Origin of the sequence: Rhodococcus sp. NPDC057135 (genome assembly GCF_042670865.1) — a bacterium.
GTDB lineage: Bacteria > Actinomycetota > Actinomycetes > Mycobacteriales > Mycobacteriaceae > Rhodococcus_F.
On the sequence record NZ_JBHUUU010000008.1, the window covers coordinates 37970 to 56913 of the forward strand.

The window sequence follows — 18944 nt, forward strand, 5'->3', positions numbered from 1 at the left end:
GGTGACATAAACCAGACCAGTCGCGATGCATTTGAAGCCTCAGGCAGCAGCGCGAGCAAGTTCGAAGAAGCAAGGGGTAGCCCTCCGATGGCAACGTACGCGATCGTCAAGACCGGCGGAAAGCAGTACAAGGTCGCTGTTGGTGACCTCGTCAAGGTCGAGAAGATCGAGGGTGAGCCCGGCACTGCTGTCTCGCTTGCTCCCGTTCTCGTGGTCGACGGATCCGACCTGACCACCGACGCGGCCAAGCTGGCCAAGGTCGCAGTCACCAGTGAGATCGTCGAGCACACCAAGGGCCCGAAGATCCGCATCCACAAGTTCAAGAACAAGACCGGTTACCACAAGCGTCAGGGCCACAGGCAGCCGATCACGGTGCTCAAGGTCACGGGCATCAAGTAACCAGTTCTTTCTAGCTAATTTCACCCGAGGAGGGTCAATAGCATGGCACATAAGAAGGGTGCATCCAGCTCCCGTAACGGTCGCGATTCAAACGCCCAGCGCCTCGGCGTGAAGCGCTTCGGCGGCCAGTCGGTCAGCGCAGGCGAAATCCTGGTTCGCCAGCGCGGCACGCACTTCCACCCCGGCGTCAACGTCGGCCGTGGCGGCGACGACACCCTGTTCGCTCTCGCTGCCGGTGCAGTCGAGTTCGGCCAGAAGCGTGGACGCAAGACCGTGAACATCGTTCCGGCCGTCGTTGCGGCTGAGGTCTAGTCTTTCTCGCTAGTTGTGCGTCATCGGTTCTACTTCGGTAAGCCGGTTCTGCTTTCGGTAAGAGAGTGACGCGTTCCAAGCTCCCGATAGGGGCGGACCAGGGTTGAAATAACCCGGTCCGCCCCTATCGTTTGTTTAAGCAGTACCTGTTTACCCCGAGCAACCCTGCTCACCAGAAGTTCAGCTCATCGCGTGAGACCCGCAATTGACTGAGGAAGGATCCGGCAGTCATGTCCCGATTCATTGACCGTGTTGTGCTGCACGTCAGCGCTGGAAAAGGCGGCAATGGTTGCGCCTCCGTACACCGCGAGAAGTTCAAACCGCTCGGCGGTCCGGACGGTGCCAACGGAGGTCGCGGTGGCGACGTCATCCTCGTGGTCGACGAGAACATCCACACCCTCCTCGACTTTCACTTCCATCCCAACGCGAAGGCGACCAACGGCAAGCAGGGCGCCGGCAGCAACCGCGAGGGTGCAAACGGTGAAGACCTCATCCTCAAGGTTCCGGATGGAACTGTGGTTCTCGATGCCGACGGCAACGTGCTTGCCGACCTCGTGGGTGTCGGTTCGCGCTTCGACGCTGCTCAGGGCGGCCGCGGCGGACTCGGTAACGCAGCGCTGGCGTCGAAGGCCCGCAAGGCTCCCGGTTTCGCACTCCTCGGTGAGGACGGTGTCGAGCGTGACCTGGTTCTCGAACTCAAGTCGGTAGCCGACGTCGGTCTGCTCGGATTCCCCTCTGCCGGTAAATCTTCACTGGTGTCCGTTCTCTCCGCGGCCAAGCCGAAGATCGCCGACTACCCCTTCACCACTCTGGTCCCCAATCTCGGCGTCGTCTCGAGCGGTGACACCACCTTCACCGTCGCCGATGTGCCCGGGCTGATCCCAGGCGCCAGCGAAGGCCGCGGTTTGGGCCTGGACTTCCTGCGCCACATCGAACGCTGCGCCGTGTTGGCGCACGTGATCGACTGCGCCACTCTCGATCCGGGACGCGACCCGATCTCCGACATCGACGCCTTGGAAGCAGAGCTGGCTGCATACACGCCCGCGCTCTCCGGCGACTCGGGACTCGGTGACCTCGACAAGCGTCCGCGGGTCGTCATCCTCAACAAGACCGACGTGCCCGAGGCAGCCGAGTTGGCCGAAATGGTCACACCTGAGATCGAAGCCCGCGGATGGCCGGTCTTCACCATCTCGGCAGTGAGCCGAGAAGGCCTGCGACCGTTGACATTCGCGCTGGCGAAGATGGTCCGTGACTACCGCGAAGCTCATCCGAAGCCCGAGCCGAAGCGTCAGGTCATTCGCCCGGTCAAGGTCAAGGATTCCAGCTTCACCATCGAGAAGGATCCCGATATTCCCGGTGGGTTCGTCGTCCGCGGCACCCGCCCGGAGCGGTGGATTCGTCAGACCGCCTTCGACAACGACGAAGCGGTGGGCTACCTCGCCGACCGTCTTGCTCGATTGGGTGTCGAGGACGCATTGGTCAAGAAGGGCGCTCAGCCAGGGGCTTCCGTCACCATCGGTGACGTGAGCTTCGAGTGGGAGCCGATGACGCCGGCCGGTATCGATCTGACCCGCACGGGCCGTGGAACCGATCCGCGTCTCGATCAGGTGGAGCGGATCGGCGCCGACGAGCGCAAGCATGCGCGTCGTGTCCGCCGCGGCCTGCTCGACGAAGACGCCTGACCCACGCGATTTCAGGACGAAAACCGAAGAGAGGGAACGGGACTGTGCTCGGGTCCACCAGGGAGTCGATAGCGTCGGCTCACAGTATCGTCGTGAAGATCGGGTCGTCTGCGCTCACCAGTCTGGTGGCGGGACTCGATACTCACCGACTCGATCTGTTGGCCGATGCCATCGAGGCTCGCATGCGTGCGGGTTCCGATGTTGTCGTCGTCTCGTCCGGTGCCGTCGGCGCTGGATTGGCGCCGCTGGGACTGACCAAGCGACCGCGGGATCTCGCAACCAAGCAGGCTGCGGCCAGCGTCGGACAGTTGGCGCTGGCTCACGCCTGGGGGACGTCGTTCGCCCGTTACGAGCGCACCGTCGGGCAGGTCCTTCTCACTGCGGATGACATCGCTCGACGGACGCAGCACCGGAACGCTCAACGGACGCTCGATCGTCTGCGGGTGTTGCACGCGGTGGCAATCGTGAACGAGAACGACACTGTCGCCACCACCGAACTTCGGTTCGGTGACAACGATCGGCTGGCTGCTCTGGTTGCGCATCTGGTCGGTGCCGACGCGTTGATCCTGTTGTCGGATGTCGACGGTCTCTACGACGGTGATCCCCGAAAGGGCGATGCCACACTGATTCCCGAGGTCAACAGTCCCGAGGATCTCGACGGTGTGGTTGCCGGTTCGGGTGGGGCTCTCGGTACCGGAGGTATGGCGTCGAAGCTCTCAGCAGCACGCCTGGCCGCTGATTCCGGAGTGCCGGTTCTGCTGGCCGCAGCCTCGGACGCCGCTCGAGCACTCAGTGGTGCCGATGTCGGAACCGCTTTTGCTCCGCGGCCGACGCGATTGTCGGCTCGCCGATTCTGGGTCCGTCACGCCGCCGACACACAGGGCGACCTTCATCTCGACGAAGGCGCCGTTCGCGCGGTCGTGTCCAAGCGTCGAAGCCTGCTGTCCGCGGGCATTGTCGGTGTATCCGGTGACTTCCACGCCGGCGACGTCGTGTCCCTGATGGGGCCGGGGGAGAAGCCCGTCGCCCGGGGTGTCGTCGCATTCGACGCTACGGAGATCGAGGAGATCCTGGGGCGCTCCACCACCGATCTACCGGCCGACATGCAGCGTCCCGTGGTTCACGCGGACGACTTGGTGGCGCTGTAACTGTCGTGCTCGACCAGGGCGGAAAGTGCTTCAGCACAACCGACTTCGAGCTTGAGGTCGGCGAATTCGTCGCCGCGAGTCGTGCCACGATTGACGATGGCGATCGGCTTCCCGGTCTTGGCGGCATGCCGGACGAAACGTAGGCCGGACATCACGGTCAACGACGACCCGGCTACCAACAGTGCGTCGGCTTGGTCGACAAGGCTGTACGCCCGGGCCACGCGTTCCTTGGGGACGGATTCGCCGAAGTAGACGATGTCTGGTTTGAGTAGCCCACCGCACACGGCGCAATCCACGACGCGAAAGTGTGCGGTAGATTCGATCACGGCATCTGCGTCGGGTGCGATCTCGACTCCTGTTGCAGCAGCGACCGTTTCGGCGAATCCGGGATTGGCTTCTTCCAGTCTCTCCGCGAGAGTGGTGCGGGAGATCAGCCGCTGGCAGCTCAGGCATCGAACCTGCGCGTAGGTGCCGTGGAGGTCGATGACGTTTCGCGCGCCGGCCTTGGTGTGCAGGAGGTCGACGTTCTGGGTGATCACACCGACTGCTCGCCCAGTTCGCTCGAGTGCTGCGACGGCCCGGTGGCCCTGGTTGGGGCGGGAGCTGTCCATGTATCGCCAGCCGATATGGTTGCGCGCCCAGTAGTGCCGCCGAAACGCCGGATCGCCGATGAACTGCTGGAACGTCATCGGATTGCGCGGGGGTGAATCAGGTCCGCGGTAATCCGGGATTCCGGAGTCGGTGGAGATGCCGGCGCCGGTCAGAACTGCCAGGCGACGGCCGGCCAGGAGCTCGGGAAGGGCGTCGAGGCGGCTGTTGTCGGTAGGCACCGTTCCAGGATAGGCGCGTGTGCGAGACGGAGGCGCGGAGGAAGTCCGAAATGTTCAATAGAACACGTGTGCGATCGCCAATACTCGTACCCATGAACACAGTGAACCCAATCCCTGCTGGCTACCGCACGATCACTCCCTACCTTGCGGTGCCGGACGGCCATGCCGCACTCGACTACTACAAGCGAGGACTTGGAGCTGAGATAGTCGATGCGATGAACGCACCTGACGGCTCTCTCATGCATGCGGAGATCCGAATCGGCGATTCGATGCTGCAGCTTTCTCAGGAGATGCCGGACTTCGGTCTCAAATCACCGCAGGACGGCTGGGTGCATTCGTCGATCGTCGTCTACACGGAGGACACGGACGAGTTTGTCGCTCGGGCCGTCGCCGAGGGAGGCACGCTGGTCACGGCTGTGGCCGATACGTTCTCGGGCGACCGGCATGGAGTGTTTCTCGATCCGTTCGGCCACAGGTGGGCAGTATGCACGAAGGTCGAGGATGTGCCTGCCGAGGAAGTCGCTCGCCGGGCGAGGGCACTCTTCTTCCCGGATGCGGAGTCGCCACAGTAACTTCCGACAGCTTTCGCCGGATCATTCGGGCTTCGGCGGCGTGCTCAGTATCCGGCGACCGGGTCCACGAGGGCGGCCAGAGCCTCGCCCTTCGCGAAGCGGGTCACGTTCTTGGAGACGTGATCCGCGAACGCGGCGGGGCGAACGCCTGGCGGATTGGAATCGTGGGGTGTGATGATCGCATTCGTCAGGTCCCACAGAGGGTGACCGTCCGGGAGAGGTTCGGGATCGGTGACGTCGAGACCAGCGCCGCCGATCTGTTCGGACTCGATCGCCTCGACCAGCGCGTCGGTGTCGACCAGTGATCCGCGCGCTACGTTGATCACCCAGGAATGGGGTTGCATTGCTGCCAACTGCGCACGGCCCACGAGGTGACGGGTGGCCGGGGTGGCAGGGGCTGCGATCACGAAGTGATCTGCGCGAGAATAGATTTCATCCATCCTGGAGGCGGGGTACGTGGAGATCGCTCCGGGAACCGGGCTACCGGAACGATTGACTGCGAGGCTGTCCGCCCCCTGCGCGGCCAGCATCGGAATCAGCGCGCGGCCGATACCGCCTGCGCCGATGATCGCAACCGTCGAACCACGAAGGGTGCCGATCTTGGGAAAGAACTCGAACTGACGCCACGTTCGAGCTTCGATGTGTGCGGGCAGGTGACGAACTCCGGCCAACAGCAGCATGAGCGCGTGCTCGGCCACCGAGGCCGAAAACGCGCCGGCCGCCGAGGTCCACGTGATTTCGGTGTCCTTCGGAATCACACCGGAGTCGAACCAATCCTCGATTCCCGCCGACGGCAGCTGCACCCACCTGACCGACGCCGGTAACTCCGACGGAAATGTTTCGGGTGAGCCCGCCCAGATCAGGGCGTCGGCAGTGTCGATCGGACTGATCAGACCACCGCCCCGAAGCACCGCGCTGTCGAGCAGTGCATCGGGGACGGGGCCGATCGCTACGCGTGGAGAGGTGTCAGTCGCCATGACTAGACGCTACGCGGGGACCTCCACCAGTGGGTAGACACCGTTCTCGTCGTGTACCTCACGCCCGGTGACCGGCGGATTGAACACGCACAGCATGCGCATCTGCGTATCGGGTTCGACGCGATGACGCTCGTGGCCGTTGAGCAGGTACATCGACCCCGGTGCGAGATCGTATTCCTTGCCGTTGTCGAGGTCGATCAGCTTGCCGGTGCCTTCGACGAGCCAGACGGCCTCGACGTGGTTGGCGTAATGGAACTCGTTGACCGAACCCGCCTTGATGGTGGTCTCGTGGAACGAGAACCCGACGCGGTCGCCGCCGAGGACGATGCGCTTGCTGCGCCAGTTGCCGTCTTCACTCGTGATGTCGCGGTCGGTGTCGGTGATCTCGGTGGTGGTGCGAACGATCATGGGGGAGTCCTTCCTCTAGCTGCAGACCTTGAGTGTCGCCTCGGCCAGGATGGAGAGGCCGTGCTCGAGCTCTTCGTCGGTAATCGTCAGTGCCGGAAGCAGTTTCACAACCTGGTCGGAGGGTCCGGAGGTCTCGGCGAGCAGTCCCTCGTCGAATGCCAGCTGGCAGACCTTTCCGGCGCGCTCAGGCTGGTCGAAGACCAGGCCCTGGACCAGGCCGCGTCCGCGGTGAGAGACCTCGCCGGGGAACTGATCGGAGAGATTGGCGAAGCATTCGCTGATGCGTGCGCCCTTCTTCAGCGTTGTCTTGGTCAGTGCGTCGTCGGACCAGTAGTGGTCGAGTGCCACCTTGGAGGTGACGAACGCCGGGTTGTTGCCACGGAATGTGCCGTTGTGCTCGCCCGGTCCCCAGACGTCGAGTTCGCGCTTGAACAGCGTGAGCGCCATGGGCATTCCGTAGCCGCTGATCGACTTGGACAGTGTGACGATGTCAGGAACGATTCCGGCCTCTTCGAAGGAGAAGAACGGGCCGGTACGGCCGCAACCCATCTGCACGTCGTCGACGATCAGCAGGATTCCGCGATCCGAGCACAGTGTTGCCAGCGCCCGAAGCCATTCGGGGCGAGCGACATTGACGCCACCTTCACCCTGCACGGTTTCGACGATCACTGCGGCGGGGCGGTTGATTCCACTGCCGGAATCATCGAGAACGCGGGAGAACCACTGGAAGTCCTCGGTGACGCCGTCGAAGTAGTTGTCGAAGGGCATCGGCGTCGTGTGCACGAGGGGGACACCGGCGCCCGCGCGCTTCATCGAGTTACCGGTCACGGAGAGTGCACCGAGTGTCATTCCGTGAAATGCGTTGGTGAAGTTGATGACTGCCGAACGTCCGGTGACCTTGCGAGCCAGCTTCAATGCAGCCTCGACGGTGTTCGAGCCGGTCGGGCCGGGGAACTGGACCTTGTAGTCCAGTCCGCGTGGCTCGAGGATGTTGCGCTGAAAGGTCTCAAGGAATTCGCGTTTGGCGACAGTGGACATGTCGAGGCCGTGCGTGATGCCGTCGTTCATGATGTAGTCGACCAGTGCGGATTTGAGCACCGGGTTGTTGTGACCGTAGTTGAGTGCGCCGGCGCCGGCGAAGAAATCGAGGTAGTCGCGTCCGTTCTCGTCACGAATCCAGGATCCGGATGCGCTGGTGAACACTGCGGGCCAGTCACGGCAGTAGCTGCGAACCTCGGACTCGAGGGTTTCGAAAATGCTTGCTTCGTTGATATTCATATCTTCTTTGTTCCTCCGGGGCATGCTGTATGCCGAGCGCGAAGTGCGCTAGGCGCCGATCGTGTAAAGATCTTCGGCTTCGTGTCCATCGGGAAAATCGTTGGGCGAGAACAAGGTCTGCCTGGTTATCGGTACTTCGCGTCGACGTGCGAGCGCGGTGAAGAGTGCGATCGAAGCCTCGTTGTCGGGGCTGATCGTCGTCTCCAGATGTGTAACACCCAGCGGGGCAGTGCGATCCATCAAGTCGGACAGCATGCGGGCAGCAATTGCCTTGCCGCGCTGGTCTTCGTCGACCGCCACTTGCCACACGAACAGGGTTTCCTGCGCGCTGGGACGGGTATAACCGGAAACGAATCCGACTACGCGGCCGTCTACCTCTGCGACGATGGACGTCGCGCTGAAATCCCTGCACCACAACAGGTATGCATAACTCGAATTGAGGTCGAGCACCTTCGAATCACGTGCGATCTCCCAGAGCCGGACTCCGTCATCGATCTGTGGGCTTCTGAACAACACCGCGTCCGGCGCGGTGGTCGGGATAGCTCTCGTATCAACAGGCTTCATCGGTCATCTGAACGTAACAATCATTGCTGTCGAAGTCATGCAGATGTCCGTTTCGGGCCGTGTGGAACCCGTTGCGCCCCAGGTGAGGACATGAATGTGATGGTGCTCACATTATGTAACTTTTGCCGTTGTCGGAGCGACTATTTCGGGCAAAAACTCGCTATTTCGGGCTTGCGAGCGCCAACGGAAGTACAGAGTGAGCACCAGCCTGTCGAAGTGCGCGTGCGGCCATCGTGAAAGTCCAACCGGTATCGGCGATTGCGTCGACGAGAAGTATTGGTCCCTGGTGGATGCTCATGTCCGGGACTTCCCAAACATCGACCAGTCCGGACACGCGATAGGCGGAGTTCGCTGCCGACACCGGAGGGTGGTCGGGGCGCAAGCGAAGGGTGCCCAGGTCGGTCAATCGCCCGACCTCGGCCAGCTTGGCAGCCAGGCTCGACACCAGCAACGGATGCGTCGTGGATTCGAGGGCCATGACACCGGTGGGGCGCTCGGCCCAATTCCAGGCCGCCAGAACGCTGATACACGCGTTGACCACCGCATCGGGTACCTCTGCGTCGGGACCGTCGAAAAGTGCGCGGAGACGTTGGCCCCAGCCCAGGTCCGAGATCCGTCCGAGAATGCGCCCGGTTTCCGGGCCCTCGGTGATCTTCCCGGACAGCTTGACGCCCAGCTTGCTCAGGCCGGTCGGCCACATCTTGCGCGGCTCCAGGTCGAATCCGGGGCGCTGCAAGCGCGCCCGAGTCTCGTCGAGGGCGGCGGTGTCGACAGTGGTGTCGTAACGATCGCCCGTGCAGTTGTCACAGCGACCGCACTGTGAGTTCTCCGAGGTCAGGCCCGGATCGTCGAGTTGTTCACGCAGGAAGGTCATTCGACACGTCGTGATGCTCTGGTACTCGACCATTGCGGCCTGCTCGGCCTGGCGAGCGTCGTCGAGTCGGCCGTAGCGCTCGGCGTCGTACACCCAAGGTTCGCCGGTGCTGATCCAGCCGCCCTTGACGCGTTTGACGGCGCCGTCGACGTCGAGGACTTTGAGGACCATCTCGAGACGCGTTCGATTGAGCTCCACCAGAGGTTCGAGTGCCGGTGTCGACGTGGCCTTTTCGGTGTCGAGGTGCTCGATGACGCTGCGGACGAGATGCTCGCGGGGGAAGGCGACCGAGGCGAAGTAGCTCCAGATCTGCTTGTCCTCGGCGCCCGGCAGCAGGATCACGTCGGCCCTGTCGGTGGAACGACCGGCGCGGCCCACCTGCTGGTAGTACGAGATCGGCGACGACGGTGCGCCGAGGTGTACGACGAACCCGAGATCAGGCTTGTCGAAGCCCATCCCGAGGGCCGAGGTGGCCACCAGAGCCTTGACACGATTGCCCAACAAGTCCTGCTCGAGGGATTCACGTTCGGTGGGATCGGTCTGGCCCGTGTAGGCGGCGACGGTATGCCCGCGTTCGGAGAGCAGGCTTGCGAGGTCGCGTGCGGCCGAGACCGTCAGCGTGTAGATGATGCCCGATCCCGGCAGCGTCTCGAGCATGTCGGCGAGCCAGGCAGCGCGCGCCGTCGCCTCGGGAATGTGAACCACGGAAAGGTGAAGTGACTCGCGTTCGAGCCCGCCACGAAGTACGAGCGTTTCCTCGCCGCCGACGCCGAGTTGGGCGGACACGTCCTCGACGACGCGGTTGTTGGCCGTAGCCGTGGTCGCGAGGACGGGAATGCCTTCGCCGAGTTCGGCGATCAACGTCCTGATGCGCCGATAGTCGGGACGGAAGTCGTGTCCCCAGTCGGAAACACAGTGAGCCTCGTCGACCACCACCAAGCCGGCGTCAGCTGCCAGGGACGGAAGAACCTGATCGCGGAAGTCGGGGTTGTTGAGGCGCTCGGGGCTGACCAGCAGTACGTCGAGATCGTTGGCTGCGACGCGGGCGTGGATGTCGTCCCACTCTGTGACATTGCCCGAGTTGATGGTCGCGGCTCGCACCCCGGCACGCTCGGCAGAACTGACCTGGTTTCGCATCAGGGCCAACAACGGAGAGACGATGACCGTGGGGCCGTGGCCTGTTGCCCGGAGCAGCTTCGCCGAGATGAAGTAGACCGCCGACTTGCCCCAACCGGTCCGCTGCACGACAAGCGCGCGTTTGCGCTGCACCACCAGCGCCTCGATGGCCGTCCACTGGTCCTCGCGTAGGCGGGCATCCGGCCCCGCGAGCTCGCGGAGCAGCCGCTCGGCTTCGTCGCGCATGGCTGGGGCAGTGGCGGTGGTCATGGACCCCATGGTGCACGACCCTGCCGACACGTGCGGGCTTCAGGCCTTGGCAACAGGTTCCTGCAGCTCGGTGACCCAGCCGTCGACATCCTCCGGGCACGCCAGCGTCACCTCACGGCTGGGGCCGGCATTTCGGTATCCCGCTGCGTCGATCCATTGGGCCAACGCCTGATAAGCGGGCAGGCAGTTGTCCATCGAACCCTTGTGCAGCAGCGAGGCCACGTGCTCTTCGGCCCGCAGGTCCACCACAGCGAACTCGTATTCGCCCTCGGGATCCGCGTCGACCGGTAGCGCCGCATGGACGACGACGTTCTCGTCGTCACCGGCATCCTCGTAGTAAGCGACAGCGGGTCCGATCGCGGCGATACCGGCACGATCCAAACCGGTACAAAGGCGCTCGTACAACCCACGAACCACCGGGCCGATCGACGACGGATCCATCGTCTTGGCGGTACCGGTCAACTCCGCGACCCGCAGCGCCGGAACTGACTTGATCACAACCTCGTATGCGGACATCTGTCCCTCACTTTCGATGATGCGTAGGCGCGCCTGTACGTGCGCCAGTCGCGCGGTGTCTTCCTGGATTCGGGTTTCGAGTTCTGCTCGGCGAAGCGTGAGCATCCCGCGGATCTCGTCGACGGTGACCGCCGACTCCACCACTTGCTGGACCTGGGCCAGAGTCAGGCCCAACTCCTTGAGAGCGACGATGCGGTTGAGCAGCGCCAACTGGCCCGCGGTGTACGAGCGATACCCGGTGGATGCGTCGACCCTCGCGGGTGTGAGCAGGCCGATGGCGTCGTAGTGGCGGAGCATGCGCACCGACACACGACCTGCTCTCGCGAAGTCTCCGATGCTCAACATTGTTGCTCGCCCCGTTTCTCTCTCACAAACCCGATACCTACAGGTTTACGACCTCACACGGTGTCAGAGTCAAGCCGAGCTTGCTGTGTCAGAGTCGAGCCGAGCTTGCTGTGTCAGAGTCAAGCCGAGCTTGCTGTGTCAGAGTCAAGCCTGACGCTTCAGCACTTTCTCGATCGCAGCGCGAGTGGGTGACGACACCGAGGCACCGCGAACCGTCGTCGCCAGGCTTCCCGCCGTGGCAGCGAACTGCAGGGCGCGTTCCTGGTCCTGCACCCACTCCACGGCGAAGGCGCCGGTGAAGGCATCGCCTGCGCCGGTTGTATCCACGGGTGTCACGGCCGGGGAGTCGGCGTGGATTGTCATCTCGCCCGACCTGAGATCCGCGCCGCCCGCCCCGAGCGTCGTGACGAGGTATCGGACGTGGCCGGTGGCCGCGGCCAACTGCTCCGACTCGGTCTGGTTGACGATCAGGATGTCGACAGACTCGATCAGGGCGCCCGGAAGGTCTTGTACCGGCGAAGGATTGAGGATGACGGTTGTTCCGTTGGCACGCGCGTGCCGGGCCGCTGCGGTGACCGTGTCGAGGGGTATTTCGAGTTGGCACAGGAGAACGTCGGCGTGTGCGATCGCGTCGAGGTCTGCTTCGGACAACGAGGTGACCGAGGAATTGGCGCCCGGGACGACGATGATGTTGTTCTCCGCGTCCTCGCTCACGGTGATGGCGGCAACGCCACTCGGGCCGTCGACACTACGAAGCAATGCGGTGTCGACGCCGGCGTCTTCAAGCGTGTCTCGCAACTGGGTACCGAAACCGTCGTCGCCGACCGCTCCGACGAACGACACATCGCCTCCTGCCTTCGCGGCGGCGATGGCCTGATTACTGCCCTTGCCTCCCGCGGTTGTGGCAAAGGCAGTGCCGAGCAGTGTTTCTCCCGGAGCGGGAAATCTGGACACTGAGGTGGCCAGGTCCATGTTGATACTGCCGACGACGACGATTCGAGGCGTGCTCATACCTCGAGGTTATCGGCCTTCATTCTCTTTCGACGAACCTTGCGGATGATCCGACGTGCTTCCTCGTCGGTGGCGACGGAGGGCGGCGAACCGTCGAGTGGCTTGCGTGCCGTCTCGGGGATGAGCAGTACCGCGATACCGCCGATCACTGCGGCGATCATCATGTACATCGGCGCGACCAGGTTGCTGCCCGTTGCACTTTCGAGGGCGGTGAGCACCAGGGGAGTGGTTCCGCCGAAGATGGAGACCGCGAGGTTGTATCCGATTGCCAAGCCGCCGTACCTGATTCCGGTCGGGAACAGTGCGGGCAGCACGGACGGGAAGACTCCGACGAACAGCAGGAGCAACCCGCCGAGAATTGCGAGTCCCAGGAAGACCGTCACGTAATTGCCGACGCCGATCAACAGGTATGCGGGCAGGGAAAGGAGGAAGAATCCGATGAAACCGCTGAGCAACAATGGTTTACGCCCGACTCGGTCCGAGAACTTTCCGACGTAGCTGATTCCCATCATCATCACGATCATGACGATGATCATCAGGATGAGTCCGTGGGATTCGTCGTAACCCAACGTGTTGGTCAGGTACGTCGGCATGTAGCTGAGCAGGCCGTAGTGAGCGATGTTGTACGTGGCCACGAGAACGATGCACAGGACGAGCGGTCGCCAGTTGTCGACGAGAGTTTCGCGCAGTTTCTTGCCGGTGGATTCGTCTGCGAGGGAGCGCTCTTCGGCCTGCTCCATCATCTGGAACGCGGGGGTTTCTTCCAAGCGCAGGCGGAGGTACAGACCGATGAGACCCAGCGGTCCGGCAATGAGGAAGGGGATGCGCCAGCCCCACTGGAGGAGGTCCTCGGCGCTGACGACGGTCTGGATGATCGTGACGATGCCCGCTGCCGCCACATATCCTGCCAGGGTGCCGAATTCGAGGAAGCTGGCGAAGAAGCCGCGCCGCTTGTCCGGTGCGTATTCGGCGACGAACGTACTGGCCCCGCCGTATTCACCGCCGGTGGAAAAGCCCTGCAGTAGGCGTAGGAGTACCAGCAGGATCGGGGCGGCGATACCGATGGATTCGTAGCTCGGAATGAGGCCGATGGCGAAGGTGCTGCCCGCCATCAGAATGATGGTGGTGGCCAGGACTTTCTTGCGTCCGATGCGGTCACCGAGTGGACCGAAGAACAATCCGCCGAGTGGGCGGACGATGAAGGCTGCCGCAAAAATTGCAAAGGTAGAGAGGAGTTGAGCGCTGCCGCTCGCGTCCGGGAAGAACACTTTTCCGATAGTGGTAGCTAGATATGCGTAAACGCCGAAATCGAACCACTCCATGGCATTTCCGAGCATCGTCGCCTTGACAGCGCGCTTGACGGACGCATTATCGGTGACGCAGACATCGGGTGATTCGGCCACTTCGAGAGCGCTGATCGAGTTCTCTGGTGTAGTCATGACATGCGCTCCCCAGCGCAATCATCGAACCGAGCGGGGCACGTACCTGATGCACGCATCTTTTCGTTGCCCACTCGCCGATGAGCCGGTCGGGAAATCGAGCGTCCGCGTGCCCTGTGGCTCGTTGCGACCCCCGTCGCACGGCTCTGGCCCGCGGCAGTGTCCGGAGCCCACAGGGCTCCGGACTACCGGCAAGTAAGACGCTTACGCTATCAAAGTTGTGCGCGGGAGCCGATTTTCGGGCTAGAAGGCACGGGCGTACTGCGACGGGATATGTGGTCCTACCTCGGCGTTCAGTTCCCGGGCCGCCCGGCGCGCCCAGTAGGGATCACGCAGCAGCTCGCGGCCGAGGAGCACAGCCACGGCGCTACCGTCCTCGACGATCTTCTCGGCTTGTTCGGGTTCGGTGATGAGGCCCACGGCGGCGGCCGGTAGCAGGCTCTCGTTCTGCAGGCGACGGGCGAACGGAACCTGATATCCCGGTTCCACCGGAATCTGCGCCGCCGGTGAATTACCGCCGGTGGAGACGTCGACGAGATCGACTCCGTAGTCGGAGAGGATGTTGGCGAGGGCAACGGTCTGATCGGCGGTCCAGCTGTCGACCTCCAGTCCACGCTCTTCCGTCAGCCAATCCGTCGCCGAGACCCGGACGAAGAGCGGCAACTCGGCCGGCCACACCTCGCGGACTGCGCTCAGGATTTCCAGGAGCAACCGAATGCGGTTCTCGAAGCTGCCGCCGTAACGGTCCGTTCGCTTGTTGCTCTCGGGGGAGAGGAACTGATGGATCAGGTATCCGTGAGCCGCGTGAATTTCCACGACCTTGAATTCGGCCTTCAATGCACGGGTTGCCGCCGCTGCGAAGTCCGCGACGACCTTTTCGATGCCTTCGGTGGTGAGCTCGACCGGATCGGCGAGATGACCGAACGGAACCGCGCTGGGAGCCACTGTCTGCCAGGACAGACGGTCGTCGGCCGGCAGGCTCTTGCCTCCGCGCCACGGCACCTGCGTCGACGCTTTGCGCCCGGCGTGTGCCAACTGGATCCCGGGCACTGCGCCGAAGTACGCGAGTTGTGCGTTGATCTCGGCGAAGGCTTGCGCCTGCGTGTCGTTCCAAATTCCCAGATCAGCTGCCGATATCCGGCCTTCGGGACTGACGGCCGTCGCCTCGGTGAGAATCAGGCCGGTGCCGCCGATCGCACGGCTCACCAAGTGCGTGCGATGCCACTCGTTGGGCACTCCGACCTGGTCGCCGATGACGTCAGCCGAGTACTGGCACATCGGTGCCATCCAGACGCGGTTCGGAATGGTGACGCCGCGCAGGGTCAATGGCTCGAACAACACACTCACGGATGGCTCCTGACTCGAAGAAGAAGGTCGGTGGGTGCAACAGTGCCTCGCGCCGGAATTGTTCCCCGGCGGTCCGGCGGAATGTTCCCCGGCGGTCCGCCGAAATGTTCTGCGGTGGTCACAGCCTTGTTCCGCCGAGCAGGCCGCCGCGGTGGGTGGTTAATGTGTATTCATGACCGCTGTGACATCCAACGCAGAAACCGTCGACTCGAATGCGTCCGACACCAAGGCCGTCGTGCACGACGCCGCACGCCGAGCCCGTAAGGCTTCGCGCGTCCTTGCTCTGCTGACCACCGCGCAGAAGGACGCTGCGCTCCACGGCGCAGCCGACGCGGTACTCGCGGCCAGTGATCGGATTCTCGCGGCCAACGCTCTCGATATCGACACTGCGAAGGCCGGTGGCACCGAGGAATCGCTGCTCGACCGCCTTCGGCTGACCGCTGACCGGATCGAGGGCATCGCGTCAGGTCTGCGCCAGGTTGCCGGACTACCCGATCCGATCGGTGAGGTGCTTCGTGGTTCCACTCTGCCGAACGGCTTGGAGCTACGCCAGCAGCGCGTTCCGCTCGGTGTCGTCGGCATGGTCTACGAGGCTCGCCCCAATGTTACCGTCGACGCTTTCGGGCTGACTCTCAAGTCGGGAAATGCTGCGCTGCTTCGTGGTTCGTCCTCGGCGGTCAAGTCCAACGAAGCGTTGGTGGAGGCGCTGCGGGCGTCGTTGGTTGCTCAGGGGCTCCCCGAGGACTCCGTTCAACTTCTGCCGAGTGCGGATCGGTCGACGGTCACGCACCTCATCCAGGCCCGCGGCCTCGTCGATGTAGTCATCCCACGCGGCGGTGCCGGCTTGATCAGCGCAGTCGTGCGTGATGCCACCGTGCCCACCATCGAGACCGGTGTCGGTAACTGCCACGTCTACGTTCACTCGGCCGCCGATCTCCTGATGGCCGAGAAGATTCTTCTCAACTCCAAGACCCGACGGCCCAGCGTCTGCAATACAGCCGAAACCGTGCTGGTCGACGCTGCGATCGCCGAGACCGCCGTGCCGAAGTTGCTGCAAGCACTCCAGATGCACGACGTTGTAGTGCACGGTGATCTGCCGGGACTGGTCCCCGCCACCGAGGACGACTGGTCGAAGGAATACCTCACCCTCGACGTCGCTCTCAAAGTCGTCAAGGACTTGGACGCTGCCGTCGAGCACATCGACCAGTACGGAACCGGGCACACCGAAGCCATCGTGACGTCCGATCTCTCGGCTGCCCGCGAGTTCACCGCTCGCGTCGACGCCGCCGCAGTGATGGTCAACGCGTCGACTGCATTCACCGACGGTGAGCAGTTCGGATTCGGCGCCGAGATCGGCATCTCCACCCAGAAACTGCACGCGCGTGGCCCCATGGGGCTGCCGGAACTGACGTCCACGAAGTGGATCGTCTGGGGCGACGGGCACACCCGACCCGCCTGAAAAGTTCACCAGACTTGCCCCACCCTTTTTAGGAGTTAACCGTGGACCGAGCTCTTCCCGATACAACACCATTCTTCTCGAGCGTCGACGACGTGATCGAACGGCTGGCCGAAACCGGCTATCTGTCCGACAAGGGCACTGCAACGGCAGTGTTCCTTGCCGACCGATTGGGCAAGCCCCTGCTCATCGAGGGACCGGCCGGTGTCGGTAAGACCGAGTTGGCGCGCGCGGTCGCGCAGACCACGGGTGCCGAACTGGTGCGTCTGCAGTGCTACGAGGGTGTCGACGAGGCTCGTGCGCTCTACGAGTGGAACCACGCGAAGCAGATCCTGCGGATCCAATCGGGCTCGGACCACAGCTGGGATTCGACGAAGGCGGATGTGTTCTCGGAGGAGTTCCTGCTCGCTCGTCCACTGCTCAAGGCCATTCGCCGCGAGGACCCGACGGTGCTGTTGATCGACGAGACGGACAAGGCCGACGTCGAGATCGAAGGCCTGCTCCTCGAAGTCCTCAGCGATTTCGCGGTCACGATTCCCGAGCTCGGAACTATTACCGCTACCCGCAAGCCCTTCACTGTGTTGACCTCGAATGCCACTCGCGAACTCTCCGAGGCACTCAAGCGTCGTTGCCTCTTCCTGCATCTCGACTTCCCGGATGCGGACCTCGAGCGCCGCATCCTCGCCAGTCGGGTGCCGGAACTGCCCGAAGCGATTGCCGAGCAGCTGGTCAACACCATTCGTGTTCTTCGCGGAATGCAGCTCAAGAAGGTCCCTTCGGTATCGGAGACCATCGACTGGGGCCGCACACTCCTGGCTCTGGGCATGGACACTCTCGACGACGATGCCGTTCGCGCCACGCTCGGCGTGATCCTCAAGCACCAGTCGGACCAGGTGCGTGCCGCCGCTGAACTTCGGCTGAACTGAGGTCTGACATGGCTCCCGCAGGATCGACGTCGCCGCTCTCGCCCGGCGGCCTGGCAGCGCCGCACGGGATTCCCGGTCACCTCGTCGATTTTGTCGAGGCGCTGCGACGACGCGGAATCATGGTCGGCCCGTCCGAGACCGTCGACGCCGGTCAGGTCATGTCGGTTCTCGATCTGCTCGATCGTGAAGCGCTTCGTGAAGGGCTGGCGTGCTCGCTCCTGCGCAGGCCGACCCACCGGGCCACGTTCGACGCCGTCTTCGATCTGTGGTTCCCCAAAGCGATCGGTGACCGGGCGGTCGGAGACGTCGACGTCTCACTGCCGCGTAAGCCCGACGGTTCGATCGATCTGCAGGCCTTGCGTGAGCTGATCGCCGAATTGCTGACTGACGGCAGCGACGAGGCGATGGAGTTGACCGAACTTCTCACCGCCGCAATGGTCGAGGAACTCGGGCAGTACCAGTCGAGCAACGGCCCGTCGTTCTCCGCCTACCAGGCACTGCGCGACGTCGCCCCGGAGACTTTGCTCAACAAGATCCTGCAGGGTCTACTCGGCAACCAGGAGGGTTCCGGGTCGGAAGGCAAGGACAACTCCGACTATCAATCCGAGGTCGCCAAGCGCACGGCAGCGCAGCGCATCGCGGACTTCCGCAAGATGGTCGAGAAGGAAACGCGTCGACGCACCGCTGAGAATCTGGGCAAGGAACGGGTCGCCACGTACGGCGTTCCGAAACTCGCGGAGGAAGTCGACTTCCTGCGGGCCTCCGACGCCGAACTCACCACGCTGAAGAAGAACGTCGCACCCCTGGCTCGCCTGCTGGCCAGCCGTCTCGCCGTGCGTCGTAGCCGCTCCCGCGCGGGTTCGATCGACCTGCGTCGCACCTTGCGCAAGTCCATGTCGACGGGTGGAGTGCCGATCGATCTGGTGCAGCGCAAGCCGAAGCGAGCACGGCCGGAACTTGTGGTGATGTGCGACGTATCCGGCTCGGTGGCGGGGTTCAGCCACTTCACCCTGCTGCTCGTGAACGCCTTGCGCGAGCAGTTCTCGCGCGTGCGGGTGTTCGCGTTCATCGACACGACAGACGAGGTCACGCGGTTCTTCGACTCGAACGCAGACCTCGGATCCGCGATGTCACGGATGGTGCGTGAAGCCGAACTGATCACCTACGACGGCCACTCCGACTACGGACACGCATTCGGTGTGTTCCAGGAGAAGTTCGCGCAGTCCATCACCAGTCGCACGTCGCTGCTGGTCCTCGGCGACGGTCGCAACAACTACCGAGACCCCAACCTCCAGTCGCTGTCGCAGATGGTGGCAGTAGCCAAGCACGCACACTGGCTCAACCCTGAGCCGAAGGGGCAATGGGGGACGGGCGACTCCGCTGCAAAGGTCTACAACGAGGTCATCAGCATGCATGAGTGCCGCTCGGCCCAGCAGCTCGCCGACGTCGTGTCCCGCCTGCTGCCGGTCTGACC

The 18944-nt window shown here is 63.4% G+C and carries 18 protein-coding genes; 8 read left to right on the forward strand and 10 right to left on the reverse strand.

All coding sequences use genetic code 11. The features are described 5' to 3' along the window. The first annotated feature begins 87 nt into the window (after window positions 1-87). The 4 genes from rplU to proB all read left to right on the forward strand — a co-directional run bounded on the left by rplU (window position 88) and on the right by proB (window position 3541). Window positions 88-399: a 50S ribosomal protein L21 gene (rplU, locus tag ACFT1A_RS16495; protein ID WP_003944533.1), complete on the forward strand. Its 312-nt coding sequence runs from the start codon at window positions 88-90 to the stop codon at window positions 397-399. A gap of 42 nt (window positions 400-441) precedes the next feature. After that, window positions 442-711 (forward strand): 50S ribosomal protein L27, encoded by a 270-nt coding sequence (gene rpmA, locus ACFT1A_RS16500; protein ID WP_003944532.1) that lies wholly within the window; start codon window positions 442-444, stop codon window positions 709-711. Window positions 712-941: 230 nt separating this feature from the next. After that, window positions 942-2393 (forward strand): GTPase ObgE, encoded by a 1452-nt coding sequence (gene obgE / locus ACFT1A_RS16505; protein WP_378447859.1) that lies wholly within the window; start codon window positions 942-944, stop codon window positions 2391-2393. A 44-nt stretch (window positions 2394-2437) separates the two neighbouring features. Continuing rightward, window positions 2438-3541 carry a glutamate 5-kinase gene (proB, locus tag ACFT1A_RS16510; protein ID WP_378447860.1) on the forward strand — a complete coding sequence of 368 codons (1104 nt, stop codon included), beginning with the start codon at window positions 2438-2440 and terminating at the stop codon, window positions 3539-3541. On the opposite strand, the gene ACFT1A_RS16515 is transcribed toward proB, so the two are convergent. Further along, the gene (locus ACFT1A_RS16515) at window positions 3514-4371 is read right to left on the reverse strand and encodes an NAD-dependent protein deacetylase (RefSeq protein ID WP_378447861.1); all 858 of its coding nucleotides are present in this window, start codon (window positions 4369-4371) and stop codon (window positions 3514-3516) included. The genes proB and ACFT1A_RS16515 overlap by 28 nt on opposite strands. 50 nt (window positions 4372-4421) lie before the next feature. Here ACFT1A_RS16515 and ACFT1A_RS16520 point away from each other — a divergent pair, with 50 nt between their 5' ends. Then, complete coding sequence (locus tag ACFT1A_RS16520; protein ID WP_378447862.1) at window positions 4422-4943, forward strand: VOC family protein; 522 nt, start codon at window positions 4422-4424, stop codon at window positions 4941-4943. 44 nt (window positions 4944-4987) lie between these two features. Here ACFT1A_RS16520 and ACFT1A_RS16525 read toward each other — a convergent pair whose 3' ends face one another. From ACFT1A_RS16525 to ACFT1A_RS16565, 9 genes are all read right to left on the reverse strand, one after another. Next, a complete protein-coding gene (locus ACFT1A_RS16525; RefSeq protein WP_378447863.1) occupies window positions 4988-5920 on the reverse strand; it encodes a D-isomer specific 2-hydroxyacid dehydrogenase family protein in 933 nt (310 codons plus the stop codon). Window positions 5921-5929: 9 nt separating this feature from the next. Beyond that, the gene (locus ACFT1A_RS16530) at window positions 5930-6328 is read right to left on the reverse strand and encodes an ectoine synthase (RefSeq protein ID WP_322002191.1); all 399 of its coding nucleotides are present in this window, start codon (window positions 6326-6328) and stop codon (window positions 5930-5932) included. A gap of 15 nt (window positions 6329-6343) precedes the next feature. Continuing rightward, the gene (ectB, locus tag ACFT1A_RS16535) at window positions 6344-7606 is read right to left on the reverse strand and encodes a diaminobutyrate--2-oxoglutarate transaminase (RefSeq protein WP_230813966.1); all 1263 of its coding nucleotides are present in this window, start codon (window positions 7604-7606) and stop codon (window positions 6344-6346) included. A gap of 48 nt (window positions 7607-7654) precedes the next feature. Then, a complete protein-coding gene (ectA, locus tag ACFT1A_RS16540; RefSeq protein WP_003944572.1) occupies window positions 7655-8170 on the reverse strand; it encodes a diaminobutyrate acetyltransferase in 516 nt (171 codons plus the stop codon). Between the two features lie 160 nt (window positions 8171-8330). Then, window positions 8331-10430 carry a RecQ family ATP-dependent DNA helicase gene (locus ACFT1A_RS16545; RefSeq protein ID WP_378447864.1) on the reverse strand — a complete coding sequence of 700 codons (2100 nt, stop codon included), beginning with the start codon at window positions 10428-10430 and terminating at the stop codon, window positions 8331-8333. Between the two features lie 39 nt (window positions 10431-10469). Further along, entirely contained in the window at window positions 10470-11291 is an 822-nt protein-coding gene (locus ACFT1A_RS16550) for a MerR family transcriptional regulator (RefSeq protein WP_378447865.1), read from the reverse strand. Between the two features lie 144 nt (window positions 11292-11435). After that, window positions 11436-12302: a ribokinase gene (locus tag ACFT1A_RS16555; protein ID WP_378447866.1), complete on the reverse strand. Its 867-nt coding sequence runs from the start codon at window positions 12300-12302 to the stop codon at window positions 11436-11438. Then, window positions 12299-13741 carry an MFS transporter gene (locus ACFT1A_RS16560; protein ID WP_378447867.1) on the reverse strand — a complete coding sequence of 481 codons (1443 nt, stop codon included), beginning with the start codon at window positions 13739-13741 and terminating at the stop codon, window positions 12299-12301. Before ACFT1A_RS16560 ends, ACFT1A_RS16555 begins: the two co-directional genes overlap by 4 nt. 243 nt (window positions 13742-13984) lie before the next feature. Continuing rightward, window positions 13985-15088, reverse strand: a complete 1104-nt coding sequence (locus ACFT1A_RS16565; RefSeq protein WP_378447868.1) for an NADH:flavin oxidoreductase/NADH oxidase — start codon at window positions 15086-15088, stop codon at window positions 13985-13987. Between the two features lie 172 nt (window positions 15089-15260). Here ACFT1A_RS16565 and ACFT1A_RS16570 point away from each other — a divergent pair, with 172 nt between their 5' ends. From ACFT1A_RS16570 to ACFT1A_RS16580, 3 genes are read left to right on the forward strand one after another with little or no spacing between them, the layout of a single operon-like run. After that, window positions 15261-16547, forward strand: coding sequence for a glutamate-5-semialdehyde dehydrogenase (locus tag ACFT1A_RS16570; RefSeq protein WP_378447869.1), 1287 nt, complete (start codon window positions 15261-15263; stop codon window positions 16545-16547). Window positions 16548-16588: 41 nt separating this feature from the next. Next, window positions 16589-17470, forward strand: a complete 882-nt coding sequence (locus ACFT1A_RS16575) for a MoxR family ATPase (protein ID WP_200313300.1) — start codon at window positions 16589-16591, stop codon at window positions 17468-17470. 8 nt (window positions 17471-17478) lie between these two features. Continuing rightward, window positions 17479-18942: a VWA domain-containing protein gene (locus tag ACFT1A_RS16580; RefSeq protein ID WP_378447870.1), complete on the forward strand. Its 1464-nt coding sequence runs from the start codon at window positions 17479-17481 to the stop codon at window positions 18940-18942. The last annotated feature ends 2 nt before the right edge of the window (window positions 18943-18944 follow it).

Bases quoted from the DNA above. Each gene is read 5' to 3' on its own strand.
- ectB (WP_230813966.1), bottom strand. From the start codon at position 7,606: ATGAATATCAACGAAGCAAGCATTTTCGAAACCCTCGAGTCCGAGGTT.
- ACFT1A_RS16545 (WP_378447864.1), bottom strand. From the start codon at position 10,430: ATGACCACCGCCACTGCCCCAGCCATGCGCGACGAAGCCGAGCGGCTG.
- rpmA (WP_003944532.1), top strand. From the start codon at position 442: ATGGCACATAAGAAGGGTGCATCCAGCTCCCGTAACGGTCGCGATTCA.
- ACFT1A_RS16550 (WP_378447865.1), bottom strand. From the start codon at position 11,291: ATGTTGAGCATCGGAGACTTCGCGAGAGCAGGTCGTGTGTCGGTGCGC.
- ACFT1A_RS16570 (WP_378447869.1), top strand. From the start codon at position 15,261: ATGACCGCTGTGACATCCAACGCAGAAACCGTCGACTCGAATGCGTCC.
- ACFT1A_RS16560 (WP_378447867.1), bottom strand. From the start codon at position 13,741: ATGACTACACCAGAGAACTCGATCAGCGCTCTCGAAGTGGCCGAATCA.
- ectA (WP_003944572.1), bottom strand. From the start codon at position 8,170: ATGAAGCCTGTTGATACGAGAGCTATCCCGACCACCGCGCCGGACGCG.
- ACFT1A_RS16520 (WP_378447862.1), top strand. From the start codon at position 4,422: ATGTTCAATAGAACACGTGTGCGATCGCCAATACTCGTACCCATGAAC.
- ACFT1A_RS16555 (WP_378447866.1), bottom strand. From the start codon at position 12,302: ATGAGCACGCCTCGAATCGTCGTCGTCGGCAGTATCAACATGGACCTG.
- ACFT1A_RS16530 (WP_322002191.1), bottom strand. From the start codon at position 6,328: ATGATCGTTCGCACCACCACCGAGATCACCGACACCGACCGCGACATC.
- obgE (WP_378447859.1), top strand. From the start codon at position 942: ATGTCCCGATTCATTGACCGTGTTGTGCTGCACGTCAGCGCTGGAAAA.
- rplU (WP_003944533.1), top strand. From the start codon at position 88: ATGGCAACGTACGCGATCGTCAAGACCGGCGGAAAGCAGTACAAGGTC.
- ACFT1A_RS16525 (WP_378447863.1), bottom strand. From the start codon at position 5,920: ATGGCGACTGACACCTCTCCACGCGTAGCGATCGGCCCCGTCCCCGAT.
- ACFT1A_RS16580 (WP_378447870.1), top strand. From the start codon at position 17,479: ATGGCTCCCGCAGGATCGACGTCGCCGCTCTCGCCCGGCGGCCTGGCA.